Source organism: Clostridioides sp. GD02404 (genome assembly GCF_045898275.1).
Lineage (GTDB): Bacteria > Bacillota > Clostridia > Peptostreptococcales > Peptostreptococcaceae > Clostridioides > Clostridioides difficile_A.
In genome coordinates, this window is record NZ_JBJOCA010000015.1 from 1 (window position 1) to 15,526 (window position 15,526).

At 28.7% G+C, this 15,526-nt stretch carries 14 protein-coding genes and 2 other annotated features; of the genes, 11 read left to right on the forward strand and 3 right to left on the reverse strand.

Features of this window, described 5'->3' with window-relative positions:
- Nucleotides 1–274: 274 nt before the first annotated feature.
- Nucleotides 275–1,315: a PTS sugar transporter subunit IIC gene (locus Q3287_RS10460; protein WP_054271198.1), complete on the reverse strand. Its 1,041-nt coding sequence runs from the start codon at nucleotides 1,313–1,315 to the stop codon at nucleotides 275–277.
- A 388-nt stretch (nucleotides 1,316–1,703) separates the two neighbouring features.
- Here Q3287_RS10460 and Q3287_RS10465 point away from each other — a divergent pair, with 388 nt between their 5' ends.
- The 9 genes from Q3287_RS10465 to Q3287_RS10505 all read left to right on the forward strand — a co-directional run bounded on the left by Q3287_RS10465 (nucleotide 1,704) and on the right by Q3287_RS10505 (nucleotide 10,343).
- Nucleotides 1,704–2,339, forward strand: coding sequence for an HlyD family efflux transporter periplasmic adaptor subunit (locus Q3287_RS10465; protein ID WP_407964047.1), 636 nt, complete (start codon nucleotides 1,704–1,706; stop codon nucleotides 2,337–2,339).
- A 9-nt stretch (nucleotides 2,340–2,348) separates the two neighbouring features.
- Complete coding sequence (locus Q3287_RS10470; RefSeq protein ID WP_054271196.1) at nucleotides 2,349–3,053, forward strand: YggS family pyridoxal phosphate-dependent enzyme; 705 nt, start codon at nucleotides 2,349–2,351, stop codon at nucleotides 3,051–3,053.
- Nucleotides 3,054–3,092: 39 nt separating this feature from the next.
- A complete protein-coding gene (locus tag Q3287_RS10475) occupies nucleotides 3,093–3,551 on the forward strand; it encodes a cell division protein SepF (protein WP_021385412.1) in 459 nt (152 codons plus the stop codon).
- A gap of 18 nt (nucleotides 3,552–3,569) precedes the next feature.
- Entirely contained in the window at nucleotides 3,570–3,827 is a 258-nt protein-coding gene (locus Q3287_RS10480) for a YggT family protein (protein WP_021385428.1), read from the forward strand.
- A 9-nt stretch (nucleotides 3,828–3,836) separates the two neighbouring features.
- Entirely contained in the window at nucleotides 3,837–4,622 is a 786-nt protein-coding gene (locus Q3287_RS10485; RefSeq protein WP_054271195.1) for an RNA-binding protein, read from the forward strand.
- A gap of 34 nt (nucleotides 4,623–4,656) precedes the next feature.
- A complete protein-coding gene (locus tag Q3287_RS10490) occupies nucleotides 4,657–5,184 on the forward strand; it encodes a DivIVA domain-containing protein (protein ID WP_003426928.1) in 528 nt (175 codons plus the stop codon).
- A 174-nt stretch (nucleotides 5,185–5,358) separates the two neighbouring features.
- Nucleotides 5,359–5,591: a binding site (T-box leader), on the forward strand.
- Between the two features lie 90 nt (nucleotides 5,592–5,681).
- The gene (gene ileS / locus Q3287_RS10495; RefSeq protein WP_407964048.1) at nucleotides 5,682–8,789 is read left to right on the forward strand and encodes an isoleucine--tRNA ligase; all 3,108 of its coding nucleotides are present in this window, start codon (nucleotides 5,682–5,684) and stop codon (nucleotides 8,787–8,789) included.
- 297 nt (nucleotides 8,790–9,086) lie between these two features.
- Complete coding sequence (locus tag Q3287_RS10500) at nucleotides 9,087–9,959, forward strand: YitT family protein (RefSeq protein ID WP_074178493.1); 873 nt, start codon at nucleotides 9,087–9,089, stop codon at nucleotides 9,957–9,959.
- Nucleotides 9,960–10,070: 111 nt separating this feature from the next.
- Complete coding sequence (locus Q3287_RS10505; RefSeq protein WP_407964049.1) at nucleotides 10,071–10,343, forward strand: hypothetical protein; 273 nt, start codon at nucleotides 10,071–10,073, stop codon at nucleotides 10,341–10,343.
- A gap of 160 nt (nucleotides 10,344–10,503) precedes the next feature.
- Here the strand turns inward: Q3287_RS10505 and Q3287_RS10510 are convergent, their stop codons facing one another.
- A complete protein-coding gene (locus tag Q3287_RS10510; protein WP_054271191.1) occupies nucleotides 10,504–11,076 on the reverse strand; it encodes a TetR/AcrR family transcriptional regulator in 573 nt (190 codons plus the stop codon).
- Between the two features lie 184 nt (nucleotides 11,077–11,260).
- Between Q3287_RS10510 and Q3287_RS10515 the strand changes: the two genes are divergently transcribed.
- Nucleotides 11,261–12,103, forward strand: a complete 843-nt coding sequence (locus Q3287_RS10515; protein WP_054271190.1) for a DegV family protein — start codon at nucleotides 11,261–11,263, stop codon at nucleotides 12,101–12,103.
- 87 nt (nucleotides 12,104–12,190) lie between these two features.
- Here Q3287_RS10515 and Q3287_RS10520 read toward each other — a convergent pair whose 3' ends face one another.
- Nucleotides 12,191–13,267 carry a Xaa-Pro peptidase family protein gene (locus Q3287_RS10520; protein WP_054271189.1) on the reverse strand — a complete coding sequence of 359 codons (1,077 nt, stop codon included), beginning with the start codon at nucleotides 13,265–13,267 and terminating at the stop codon, nucleotides 12,191–12,193.
- A gap of 494 nt (nucleotides 13,268–13,761) precedes the next feature.
- On the opposite strand from Q3287_RS10520, the gene Q3287_RS10525 reads away from it, so the two are divergent.
- Complete coding sequence (locus tag Q3287_RS10525; RefSeq protein WP_054271188.1) at nucleotides 13,762–15,165, forward strand: APC family permease; 1,404 nt, start codon at nucleotides 13,762–13,764, stop codon at nucleotides 15,163–15,165.
- Between the two features lie 91 nt (nucleotides 15,166–15,256).
- Nucleotides 15,257–15,497, forward strand: a binding site (T-box leader).
- Nucleotides 15,498–15,526 lie beyond the last annotated feature (29 nt).

Here is a 15,526-nt window from a genome sequence, read left to right on the forward strand (position 1 = left end):
ATCTAATTAATATAAAATTTTTTATGTATTTTAAAAGTTATGTTATATAATAGTAATTATACTAATTTTTGATGTTTGGTATATCAACTAAATAAAAAACTAAATTAAAAAATAAAAAAGTTAAAAAATAAAAATTTATCTAAATATTCAACACACATAATAATTATAAATATAAATAAAAAATAAAACGCTTGCAATAAATAAAATTGCTACAATATAAAACTCTACTATTTAAAATATTGACTTAAAATATAAATTTATAAATCTTATAAATTTAAGCAATTTCTTCTTCTACATCAGTACCACGTATTTTGTCAGCAGTAAGAACTTTAAAGGTACTGAATATTTTTGAGCCTACAAATCCTGCAATTACATTAAATAAAGCACATAGTCCAGCTGTTATAAGAACTTGATTAACTGGATTATAGGCAAACATTATAGCAAATCCAGCCACAGGTGTAGCTGTACCTGGTGTCATGTTTACAAGACCCATCAAAGCTACAATGATACCAGAAAAAGCTCCTCCAAAGAAATTAGTAGAATATATTGGTATTGGATTAGCTGAAATTATGTCTGATTGAGTCAGGGGTTCAATAGCAACAGATATAATATCTTTTTTAGAACCTAACTTTAATCTTGCGAATAGTGTTGAGTTCATAAAAGCTGAACCAAAAGCTCCTAATGCTCCTATTGCCATAGGAAGACCAGTAAGACCGATTATAGATGTAAGAGCCATTGAACTAAGTGGGGATGTTCCAACCACTGTTATCAGACCTCCTAATATAATTCCCATTATTATAGGGCTAATATTAGTAGCCTCTATTAGAACTTGTCCAATTTGTAATAGTGTACTATTAACTAATGGGTCTACATTTGATGCTATAAAACGAGATAGTGGAGCACATAAAAGTATTACAACTACTAAATCTACTCCAGGTGGTACTTTTTTCTCTATAAACTTAATTAAGAAAGAAACAAAGTATCCAGCAACGAATCCAGATAATATAGAGAAATCTAAACATGATAGTCCTATTAAAACTGCATAAACTGGGGATACTCCTAAAGCTAAAGGTACAAGTATAGCAGCAGCAACTCCACCAAGGCTACCATTAGCAGCACCAACACTTCTAAAAAATTCCATACCTAGAACATCACCAAGTAAAGAAAGGTTGAATGCCTCTACTAAAAAAGTAGCGCATGCAGCATTTGCTAAGGCTCCCATAGCTTTCATACCATATGGAGCTTTGTAACTAAAAATTGTGAAACAACATAGAACCAATAAAAGTAAACCTGTTCCTAATAAAATTTCTGACATAAGAAAATCCTCCTTGTATTTTTTTTAGGACATAAACCCTTGCTGTGATAACGTTATCCTAATGCATAAATGCATAAATGCCTAAATGAATTAATATCAACAAAACAAAAGTCATTTTAAATTTTAATTGGTTTTATATTGCATCTAAAAATAAAAATAACTATAAAAGAATATAAAGTAAGTTTGAGATGTAAAATGTAAATTAAACTTATACTTTATAATATAATTATATATAAATAATACAGTCTTGTATAGGAAGATTGATAAAAAATAAATTTAATATGAAAAAAACAATTATTAATACATAAAATATTAGCCTATAAAAAAGGAATAAACATTTTTTAGAAGAAGTACTTATAATGATAGAAATTTTATAGGGGGAGAGTTTTTGAAAAAGATTAAATATACCAGATTGATGATACTTGGTATTCTTATATATTTAGTATTTAATGTTTTAGTAATGATTATTAGCAAAAATATAGATACATTGGTATTAAAAGTAGAAAAATTTGATGCAAAGATTCATGTAGAAGGAAATATAGAAAAAGATGCTAATGACCAAAGCAATTATCTATCAGCATACATAAGTAAAGAAGATTCTAAGAACTTTGAAAAAAATCAAAATGTAGCAATTGAATATCGTGGGCAAAAAATAGATGCAAAAGTTTACAAAATATATAAAAATAATAATAAAATAATGCTAAAATTAAAAATAAGTAACCAAATTGTTTCAAATCAGGATACAAGTGTCGAAGAATTTGATATAATATATAATCAGATGGAGTGTTTAAAAATACCTAAAACTTCTATAAAAACAAAAGACAATAAACGTGGTGTATATGTAATTGATGAACAATCACAAAGTGTAAAATTTGTCATATTAGAAGGAATAACTTATGAAAATGAATCTTCTGTATTTGTGGATTATTATAAAAATGACATAAATGGGGTGACAAGTGTTAATCTATATGACAAAATAATTTTAAGACCTAATTGTATAAACACAAATATAAGGATAAAGTAGGTGATAGTAATGGGTTCTATTAAAGATAATTTATCTGAGATAAGAAGTAAAATTGAAAAGGCTGCAAAAAAGGTAAATCGAGATAGCGAAGAAATAACCCTTTTAGCAGTCACAAAAACTGTGGATGTGGATTTAGTTAATGAGGCAATGAATGAAGGAATTACTTCTGTTGGTGAAAATAAACCACAAGAATTGGCTAGAAAGTATGATATTATAGGTGACAAATTAAACTGGCACTTGATAGGAACTTTGCAAACGAATAAAGTTAAGTACATAATAGATAAAGTTTGTATGATACATTCTTTAGATAGAATTGCATTATGTGAAGAGATTCAAAAACGTGCAGAGCAAATAAATAGAGAGATAGATTGCTTAATACAAGTGAATATATCTAAAGAAGAATCTAAGCATGGACTTGATAAAGATGAAGTTATAGATTTTGTCAAAGAAGTGTCAGAAAAATATAAAAATATAAAGATAAAAGGTCTAATGACAATGGCACCTTTTATAGAAGATGAAAATGAAATAAGAGGTGTATTCAAAGGTCTTAAAGATTTATCAACACAAATAAAAGAGCTAAATATACCTAATGTAGAAATGGATGCTTTGTCAATGGGAATGAGTCATGATTATGAGATTGCTATAGAGGAAGGGGCTACCATTGTTAGGGTTGGAACATCAATCTTTGGAGAAAGAAACTACAATAAAAAATAATTACTCAAATCTGAATAAATTCTAAGGAGGAAGTTAATAATGTCAAATGGAATAATATCTAAATTTAAGAACTGGATAGTTGATGAAGAAGAAGATTACATTGAAGAAGAATATGAAGGTGGTATGGACGATATAGTTCAAGAAGAAGAAATAAATAGTGGATTTAGTACTGCAAAAGCAAATAAAATTGTAAATTTACATACAACAAGTCAAATGAAAGTTGTAATAGTTGAACCTAAAGTTTATGATGAAGCTGCAACTATAGCAGACCATCTAAAACAAAGAAGGGCAGTTATAGTGAATTTGGAAGGGTTGACTAATTCTGAAGTTCGTAAATCTATATTTAACTTTATGAATGGAGCAGTTTATGTTTTAGATGGAAGTATACAAAAGGTTTCTAAATCAATATTTATACTAGCTCCTAACAATGTGGATATAGATGCAAATATGAAAAAAGAATTAGAAAGTAAAGCATTCTTCCCTTGGCAAAATAAATAGTAAAAAGGCGGTTAATATATGGGAACAATAAGAATTGCACTTTATTATCTTTTGGATATAATAGCATGGATGATAGTTATAAAAAGCTTGATGACTTGGTTTCCAAATGGAAGACAAAGCAAAATTTTCGAGATTTTAGAAAATCTTACAGAGCCAATAGAAGGACCAATAAGGTCAATAATGTACAGATACACAAACGGACCTATAGATTTTTCTCCTTTAATTGCAATAGTATTATTGATGTTCCTAAGACAATTAGTATTGGTTATATTCTAAGGTGATAGAATGGATAAATTAAAATTAACAAATCACATAAAGGATATAGACTTGAAAAATAAAATGTTTAAAGTAATAGACAAGGCTAATAGTTGTATAAAAAACTATGATGTTAAGTTTACTGAGTTTCTTAATCCATATGAAGTGAAAAATGCTGTAGCGATATTAAATTCTACAAATGAAATAAAATACAGTGTGGATGGAGGTTATGAACAAGCTGAAAGAAGCACTGTATTTATTTATCCATTTTACATGGAATATGAGGATATAGAAGATACTCTTAGATTTTTACAGATAGAAGGGAATTTCAAATTTAAGAATATATCTCATAAAGATTATTTAGGTGCAATTATGAGTCTAGGTATAAAAAGAGAAAAAATTGGAGATATAATTATACATGATAGCTTTTGTCAAGTAATTGTAAGTAGTGATATTTGCGATTTTATAATCGTGAATTTGGAGAAAGTTTCGAGAAATAATGTAATTGTAAAGGAAATTTCCAGAGAAAATATTGTTAATAGTTCTTCAAAATATAAGGAAGTATCATTTACAGTATCTTCAGATAGGTTAGATTGTGTCATAAGTGGTCTTTACAATATATCTAGACAAGATAGTGCAAAATACATAAATGGAGAAAAAGTCCATGTCAATTATGAAAAGATAACTTCAACCTCTAAAATAGTTAAAAATGATGATTTGATTTCTGTTAGAGGTAAAGGAAGAGCTAATGTAACACAAATAGGAGATATTACTAAAAAAGGTAAAATAAAAGTTCAAGCAAGATTAATTGTATAAGGACTAATTTAAATTATAGCTGGGAGGAAATGTAATGCTAACTCCAATTGAGATAGAAAATAAAGAGTTTAAAAAAGGTTTAAGAGGGTATAGAGATGAAGAGGTTGATGAATTTTTAGACATCATTAAAGAAGATTATGAATCTCTATGTAGAGAAAATACAGCTCTTAAAGAAAAATTAGGATTATATCAAGACCAAGTAAACAAGTATGAAAATATTGAAGAGACATTAAAAGCTACTCTAATAACTGCTCAAAGTGCAGCAGAAGACACTTGTAGCGCGGCTAATAAAAAAGCTAAAATAATTGTTGAAGAGGCAGACTTAAAAGCTAGACAAATTATAGAGCAAGCCAATAATCGTGTTATAGAGATAAGAAAAGAGTATGATGCTTTAGTTAAAGAATTTAAGATATTTAGAAATAAATTTAAATCACTATTAGAAGATGAGATAAGAAGTGTTGATGAAATTTTTTATGATGTAGATGAAAAATGTGTAAATGCATTTGAAGGAACAACAGTGTATAATTATAGTAATGATGAAGCTGCTACAACTCTAGAATAAAGCTATGATTTATTGGATTTTTAGGTGAAATTATTGTAGAAGTTTGAGAAATCTATAACAAAAATTTAAAATAGGATAAAAATGTAAGAAAAATAGAAATTATTATATTTTTCAAAAATATATTGACTATTCAAATTATTTGTTATAGAATTTCATATAAACACAGATAAATTTTTAAAAGCGTTGATAGAGACAATTATCTTTAGATAATTTTACAGAGAATTGGGTATGCTGAGAACCAATGAATTTATAAAGGTAAAAATCACTCTTGAGCTGCAGGCTGAACGATTAAATTCTATTAAGCTGTGCCGGTTAGTACCGTTATACTATTAGAGTGTTATATGTGGATAGAATTAAATTCACATATAGAATTAGGGTGGTAACGCGATTTATAACTCGTCCCTTTGTTTAAAGGGGGCGAGTTTTTTAGTATTTAAATTTATGTGAAAGAATAAAAAATTTTGGAATTATAATATTTATAGGAAAGGGTGATTTATATGGCGAAATTTAAGCCATTAGTAGACAGTTCAGTAAAACAAGCAGAAGCACAAGTTTTTGATTATTGGAAAGATATAAATATACTTGAAAAAACTTTAGAAAAAGGGGAAAATGACCCAAGTTTTGTATTCTATGAGGGACCTCCTACAGCCAATGGAAATCCTGGAGTACACCATGTTTTATCTAGAACACTTAAAGATTCAGTTTGTAGATATAAAACAATGTCTGGTTATCAAGTAAAGAGAAAAGCTGGTTGGGATACACATGGATTACCAGTTGAAATACAAGTAGAGAAAGAATTAGGTCTTACTAGTAAACAACAAATAGAAGAGTATGGAATAGCTGAGTTCAACCAAAAATGTAGAGAATCAGTTTTCTCATTTGAAAAACAATGGAGAATAATGACTGAGAGAATGGCTTATGAAGTTGATTTAGATAATCCATATATAACTTTAGACAATAACTATATAGAGTCTGTATGGTGGATACTTAATAAATTTAACAAAGAAGGATATATCTATGAAGGGCATAAAATACTTCCTTATTGCCCAAGATGTGGAACTGGTCTTGCTAGTCATGAGGTTGCACAAGGATATAAAGAAGTAAAAACTAATACAGTTATAGCTAAATTTAAGAAAAAAGATGCTGATGAATATTTCCTAGCATGGACAACAACTCCATGGACTTTACCATCAAACGTTTCATTAACAGTAAATGCTGATGTTGATTACTTAAAAGTTAAGAAAGGTGACGAGGTATATTATGTATCTAAACCTTTAGCTAATAAAGTACTAGGTGAAGATTATGAAGTTTTAGAAGAAATGAAGGGTAAAGACCTAGAAGGATTAGAATATGAACAATTAATGCCTTTTGTAGAAGTTGACAAAAAAGCATTTTTCATTACAGTAGGAGATTATGTAACTACTGAAGATGGTACTGGAATAGTTCATACAGCACCAGCATTTGGTGAAGATGACTATAATACAGGTAAGAGATATGATTTACCAGTTGTACAACCAGTAGATGAAACTGGTAAATTTACAGCTACTCCTTGGGAAGGTAAATTTGTAATGGAAGATGGGCTAGATGTTGAAATAATAAAATGGCTGGCTTCTGAAAATAAATTATATAGTAAAGAAAAAGTAGTTCATAACTATCCACATTGTTGGAGATGTCAAACTCCACTAGTATACTATGCAAAACCAAGCTGGTATATAGAGATGACTAAACTTAAAGATAAATTAATAGAAAATAACAATGGTGTAAAATGGTTCCCAAGCTTTGTAGGTGAAAAGAGATTTGGAAACTGGTTAGAAAATCTAAATGACTGGGCAATATCAAGAACTAGATATTGGGGAACTCCACTTCCTATATGGAGATGTGAATGTGGTCATACAGATTCAGTAGGTTCAAGAGCTGAATTAGCTCAAAAAGCTATAGAAGATGTAAATCCAGAGACAGTTGAACTTCATAGACCATATGTAGATGATATACATTTAAAATGTGAAAAATGTGGAAAACCAATGACAAGAGTAACAGAAGTTATAGACTGTTGGTTTGATAGTGGGGCTATGCCATTTGCTCAACACCACTATCCATTTGAAAATAAAGAGAACTTTGACCAATTATTCCCAGCTGATTATATATCAGAAGGTATAGACCAGACTAGAGGTTGGTTCTACTCATTACTTGCAGTATCAACATTTGTATTAGGTAAAGCACCATATAAGAGTGTGTTAGTTCCAGACCTTGTACTTGATAAAGAAGGAAAGAAAATGAGTAAATCAAGAGGAAATACAGTAAACCCAATGGAGTTATTTGACCAATATGGAGCAGATGCATTAAGATGGTATCTACTATATGTTTCTCCACCATGGACTCCAACTAAGTTTGATATGGATGGATTAAAAGAAATACAAAGTAAATTTATAGGAACTATGAAGAATGTATATAACTTCTTCACTTTATATGCAAATACAGATGATATAAATCCAACTGAATTCTTTGTAGAATATAAAGATAGACCAGAACTTGATAGATGGATACTATCTAAGTTTAATAACTTAATGAAAGATGTAGAAGAAAATTTAGCTATATTTGAATTAAATAAGACTTTAAGAATGATACAAGATTTCATAAACGATGATTTATCTAACTGGTATATCAGACGTTCAAGAAGAAGATTCTGGGCAACTGAGTTAACAGAAGATAAAAAGGCAGTATATAATACAACTTATGAATTATTACATGGTCTTTGCAGAGCTATAGCTCCATTTGCACCATATATGTCAGAAGAAATGTACAGAAATCTAACAGGAGAAGTATCTGTTCACTTAGCTGAATATCCTAAGCCTAATGAAGAATTAATGGATTCTAAATTAGAAGAAAAAATGGATTTAGCTAAAAATCTAGTTACTTTAGGTAGAGCTTCAAGAGAGGTTGAAAGAATAAAAGTTCGTCAACCATTACAAAAAGTATTAGTAGATGGTAAGTTTGAAGATACAATAAGTGATGTAGTTGATTTAATAAAAGAAGAACTTAATGTTAAAGAGGTAGTATTTGCTAAGGACTTAGATGAGTACATGAACTTTAGTCTAAAACCAAACTTTAAGGCAGCAGGACCATTACTAGGTGCTAAGATGAATTTATTTGTAGGAGCATTAAATAAATTAAATGCACATGAAGCTGTTAATAAACTTGAAAATGGTGAAAGTTTAACAGTTGATTTAGATGGTGAAGCTTTTGAGTTTAATAAGGATTTAGTGCTAATAGGTATAACTGCTAAAGAAGGATTTAATGTATCTGTTGAAAACAATCTTTTCGTTATACTAGATACTAAGTTAACTGAAGAATTGGTTGATGAAGGTTATGCTAGAGAATTTATATCTAAAGTACAGCAATTAAGAAAATCTAATAACTTTGAAGTATTAGATAATATAGTGATAGATTACTGTGGTGATGATGAAATTGCTAAGGCTGTTGACCATTTCGATGAATATATCAAGTCTGAGACTTTAGCTTTAGAAATAAACAGAGTGGATGATAAATCTTTAGAAGAACAAAACTTAAATGACCATATGACAGGTATAAAAGTTACAAAAAAATAAAAATAATAGTTAGTTAATTAAAATCCCTATAGAAATTAGTTTATAAATTTCTATAGGGATTTTTTAATACAGTATAATTATCTATTCAATAAAATGTTGAAATATTCCAAAATTTACAGTAAATAAATCTATATAAATCATATAAATTATTTATAGTATGTGATAGAATATTAGTGAATAAACGTTTAAGTGAGGATGAATAATATTTTAGAGTAAACTACTTCTAATAAATTTATTTATAAATTTATTGTGTATAATGCAGGGTGGTTTATTTATTATGCAAAGGGGTGCGTTTTGATGTATGGTGAAAGTAAAAAGCTAAGTATTGATAATAACATATTTTTACAATATGGTCTTATTATATTGGGTATGATTCTATCAACCATAGGAATAAATTTATATCTAGCACCAGCCAAGTTATTAAGTGGAGGAGTAGCTGGGATTTGTGTTATATTATATAAGTTATTTGGTATAAATCAAGGAATATCCAGTTTTTTGATGAATATACCAATATTTATTATAGCTAAAAAGTATTTTGACAATAAATTTTTGTTAATAAGCTTTGTTAATATGCTGTTATTTTCTGTTGCTCTTGGATTAACACAGGATATTGCTAAATATTTTCCAATAGATGACACTATGCTACAGTGTATTTATGGTGGTGCCTTAACTGGAATAGGTATGGGGTTGACTTTTAAAGCAAGAGCTACTGCTGGAGGTCTTGACATAATAGCAGCTATAATGAAAAGAAAGTACGATATACCTATGAAAAATACATTTTTATTTATAAATTTCTTTGTAGTATGTGCAGGTGCATTTTTATTTGGAGCTAAGTTGGTAATGTATACTTTAATTGCTATGTATATAATTTCTTTTACAATGGACATAGCAAAGGATTGTTTTGATAGAAAAAAATCTATACTTCTAATATCTAATAAATATGATGAAATATCCAAAGTAATAATGAATAAGATGGGAAGAGGAGTAACTTTTCTAGAGGCAGAAGGAGCATATACACAAAATAAGAAAAAAATGATTTATTGTATAATATCTGCAAATGAGATAGGTAAATTTAAAGATTTGATTTATGATATGGATAGTGAAGCCTTTATTTCTGTTAATAATGTGGAAGAAGTAAAAGGAGGAGGTTTTAAAGATAAGTTTCTTTAAAATGGCAATGTTAAAAAATACCATATGTATTGTGATTGCACCTAGTTAGATGTATACTATAATTAATGGGGTACATGAAGTACTCAATAATATACTAGGAGGTATAAGAATATGTTAAGAGAGAGATTTGTAGTAAGAAATCACCATAATCCACACACAAGTGGATGTTGTGGAACTGGGGGAGAAGGCTGTTGTGGAGGAGATAATCATGAGCATTCACATCAACATTCTCATAGTCATGGGCATGGACATGAACACATAAATGGTGTAGGTCACGACCATAATCATGAGGATGGTTTCTCAGGGACTCATGAGCATAGTCATGAGCATGCACATACACATGGGCATGAACACTCAGATGGACATACGCATGAACATAAATAGAGATATTTAAAATTTATAAAAGATTTTTATTTTGTGATTCCATGAAGGTTTAAATAAAAATTAAATGTTTTAAATAAAATTATTAATAATAAATAAGAAAGTGAACTGTTAAATTCAAAGAATTTAATAGTTCACTTTTGTTACATATTAAGCATTAAATTTAAATCCAATGGTTAACTAAAAAAGAAGCTATATTTTCATAAGGTATTTTTTCTGTCCTTAATAAGCTTTGGACAACTAAACCATCTACTATAGACATAAGTAAGAAGGAAAATGATTCAGCATCTTGTTCATTTTCACTTCTACTGTATTTTTCTAAGGACTCAACAATTTCAGATTTAAGAGTAGTTCTCCATTCAATATATTTTAATCTCATTCTTTCTTTCAAATCATCATTTGAAGTAATTGCTTCACAAATAAGATACATATGTACTCTACCACGACTTTCTATAGTAGATATTTTCTCTAAGATTAAATTAACCATTTCTATTTGAGAATTTTTTGATTTGACGTTTTTTACACAGTTTAATATAGCACTGGTTATAACTTCTAAATGAGTGTCTGCAATATCATATATAATATCATTTTTAGATGCGTAGTGATAATACAAAGTACCTTTACTTATATTTACATCTTTTGCAATATCAGCAAGACTAGTATTTTGAACTCCATTTTTGGCTATTAAATTAGTTGCAGATGATAAAATAGCCTGTTTCATATTGTTTGTTTTCATAAAACCTACCTTTCTATGTATATTTATAACAAATTAATAACATTATAAGCTTATGGATATTTATTGTCAATAAAGCAAGAATCTATATCTATTGACTTTTTTTCATTCAAAATATAAAATAGTAATTAAATCGGTCGTACGACCGACTGAATAAATAAAAACAATATCTTATAGTGAGGTTAATATGGATAAAATAAAATTGATAGTGGATAGTGCATGTGACTTACCTAATGATATAATAGAAAAATACAACATTGAAGTTGTTGGTTTAAATGTATCTTTTGGAGAAGAAAGTTATATATCTGGAAAGGAAATAGATAATGAAACTTTCTATAGAAAAATGAGTGAAAGCAAAGTACTACCAAAGACATCATGTCCTTCACCTGATAAATTTTTAGAAGCATATCATTGTCAGGAAGAAAGTATATTGGTGATTAATATAAGTTCAAGACTGTCTGGTACTTATAATAGTGCACTTTTGGCAAAAGATATGTTTGAAAAGGAAGGGAACAATAAAAAAATTGAGGTTATAGACTCACTTAGTGGGTCAATTGGAATAGGACAACTTGTGTTAAAAGCAGCAATATTAATCAAAGAAGGAAAAGAAATCGAAGAAATTGTTTCAATAATAGATAAATACAAAGATAATCCACCATTTTTGGGGACTTTAGAGACATTAGAAAATGCTATCAAGGGTGGAAGAATAAACCCTATAGCAGGAAAAATTATAAATACATTGAATTTTAAGGCTATAATACAAGTTGCAGATGGTATTGTAACTCCAATAGATAAGGCAAGAGGTGAAGGGAATAGCTTGAAAAAGTTGATTAATTTGGTAGAATCCAAGATTAAAGACAGAGAAGAAAAGGTCTTATTTATAGGACATGCAAACTGTCCTGAGAAGGCTCAAAAAGTAAGGGAAGTTATGGAGAAAGATGTAAAATATAAAGATGTTGTAATCTGTGAAGTTGGCTCAGTTATGGGTACATATACTTCAAAAGGTGCAATTTTAATTACTGCTATATAAATCATGATGTGAAAAATTGAAGCCATATAAAAATGCTTAAAGCATTTTTATATGGCTTGTTTTAATTTTAGTAAGTTAATTTTATAATTAACCAACTACACATATTTCTTTATCATATTTATTTAATATCTCACAACCATCTTCAGTAACAAGTACTAAATCTTCTATTCTAACTCCAAATTCACCTGGTAAATATATACCTGGTTCTATAGAGAATATCATTCCTGGTTGTACAGTATCTGTATTTATAGAAGATACATCTCCCTTATCATGAACTTCAAGTCCTATAGAGTGACCTGTTCTATGAGTGAAGTATTGTCCATATCCTTTTTCAGTTATGTAATCACGAGCAGCAGCATCTATATCACAGAATCTAACTCCTGGTTTTACAATAGCTTCAGCTCTCTTATTAGCTTCAAGAACTATTTCAAATATCTCTCTACCTTTTTCTGGTATTTCTTTATAGAATACAGTTCTTGTCATATCAGCACAATAATTGTCTTTTATACAACCTATGTCTAATATTATTGCATCTCCTGGTTTTACAAGTGCGTTTCCAGGTTCACCATGTGGGTTAGCTCCATTAGGTCCAAATCCTATAATAGGGTCAAATGAAAATCCATCAGCACCTAAATCTTCATATATTTTAGATAATTTACCAACAAGTTGTTTCTCTGTAAGTTCACCAGAAACAGTAGCTTTAAGTTGCTCCATACCCTTGTCATTTAATCTTGAAGCTATTCTCATTAATTCTTTTTCTTCTTCATCTTTACACATTCTTAAAGTATCTATTATATAAGATGAATTTACAAATTTGCTTCCTCCACCTAATTCCATTAAGCTTAATAAGAATCTAGCTGGCCAGTTTTTATCAACACCCATAGTAGCATTTTTGTCTATATGTTCAGTTATTATTTCTACTGGATTTTGAGTATCATTAAACCAAATCATTTCAACACCTAAATCTTCTGTAACAGGGAATAATTCATTTATAAATAATTTATTATTTCCATTTAAATTTAGGTATAATGCTAATAATCTTTCGCCTGGGTGGATTAGTGCTCCTGTTAGATAAAATATCGAAGTAGGGTCACTTACCAACATTTGAGAAATATCATCTTTTTTCATTTGTTCAAGTACAGCATTCAATCTTTGAGTCTTCATAATAATTTCCTCCTAATCAAAATTTAATACAAATCAATTTTAGCATTATTAAACAAAAAAGAGTATACTTTTCTTTTAGAAATATAAAAAATTTTTGTTATATATTTTTTATATTAAATTTAATCATCACTTTTACATTAAATATAGAGGTAAATTATTTTTTATTGTGAAAAATTTATAAAAATAATAAATAAAAGATATAAATTTGTGATTTTAAGTTTTTTATATCATCATGAAAAATAACAAATAAAATTTTATATTAAAATAATATTGAAACAATTTTAAAAATTTAGTATGATTAGAATTAAAGTGGCAGAGCTTTTGAGATTTACCACTTTTAATAAAATTTGATTTCAAAGTATTTAGATTTTTTTAATAAAAGACCTTAATAATTTAAAAACTCTGAATGCTATTGATTTAATGACAGTGAATCTGTTTTATCAATTTTGAAATCAACTTTTAACTAATTAATAGAGAGGAGAATTTAAATTAGGATGGAAAAGAAAAAAATAGGCCTGTGGAGTTTGGTATTTATGAATGTATCAGCTTTATATGGTATCAGATGGATAGCTAAATCTACAGCATCAAGCTTTGGTTTAGGATTAGGTGCAATACCTATGTGGTTATTATTCTCATTTATATATTTTGTACCAGGAGCTTTAATTTGTGCTGAATTAGCTTCTACATATCAAAAAGGCGATGGAGGTTTATATGATTGGGTTAAGGAAGCCTTTGGAGAAAAATATGGATTTTTAGTTTCTTGGCTAAATTGGACAGCTAAAATATTTTGGTATTCTTCATTCTTAACTTTTTTAGCAGTAAATGTTTCTTATACAATAGGAAATCCAGCACTTGCAGATAATAAGATGTTTGTACTTATATTATCTTTAGTAATATTCTGGGCATTATCTCTTATAGCAACTAAAGGAATAAGTTTTACAAAGATATTTACTAATACAGGTGCATTAGGTTCAACAATACCAAGTGCTATACTTATAATATTTTCATTTGTAGCAGTATTTGTATTGAAAAAACATGATATAGCTTCAACATATACAATAGCTTCAATGACTCCAAAGCTTAACATGGATGCATTTGTCGCTATATCAGCTATAATGTTTGGTTTAGCAGGAGCAGAAACTGCAGCTAACTTTATAACAGAGATAGATAAGCCTGAAAAGAACTTCCCTAAAGCTATATTAATATCAGCTGGGATAGTAGCTTCATTATATGTATTAGGTTCAATTGCAATAACAATGATAATACCACCAGACCAAATTACTGCTTCTAAAGGTGTATTGGATGCACTTGCAGCTGTTTGTCAATCTTTAGGAATAGGCTCTTGGTTGGTTCAATTAATAGCTTTTGGTATAGCTTTCTCAATACTAGGAGCAATAGTTCTTTACATAGCATCACCAATAAAAATGTTATTTGGTAGTGTCAAAAAAGGAGTATTCCCAGATAGCTTAGTAGAAGTAAATGAACATAAAATACCTTCTAAAGCTGTTATACTTCAAGCAATAATAGTTACTATAATATTATTAGTGACTACATTAATGCCTTCTGTTGATGCTATATATAATGTTCTTGTAACTATGACAGCATTAACTGCTTTATTCCCATATGTGTTATTATATGCTTCTTATATTAAATTAAGAAAAGAGAGACCAGATGAAATTAGACCTTATACTATGGCAAAATCAACAAGTACTTGTATAGGTTTAGCGAAAATGGTTCTAGTAGTAACTGTAGTTGGTATACTATTATCTGCAGCACCAGTTATGCCTACATTCGCTGAAAATATCATATATGAGATAGAGATGATTGGTGGAGGTCTTCTAGTTATACTATCTGGTATATGGTTGTGGAATAGATATGAAAAGAAAACAGCTAAATAAAAATGTATTTTAATAATTTCTTTTGGATATTATAATATATAGTTGACAATTTATAGTGTAAGGAATATTATAAAATAAAGAAATTAATAAATTTAATCCTGTGATAAGAAATAGTAAATAAATATACTTTTGTACAGAGAGTTAAGGGTGCTGAGAACTTAATAAAAAGTGTTTATTGAATGGGTCTTTAAGGAGTAAGGTGAAATGTAGTTTAAGGCTACAGAGTATCTGATATCGTGTGTGCACGTTACAGCATATATTGAGATATATATATTCAACTTTGAGTATATATAAATTTAGGTGGTACCACGGAAAATATATCCGTCCTATTGATTTAGGACGGATTTTTTAATATAGAAAA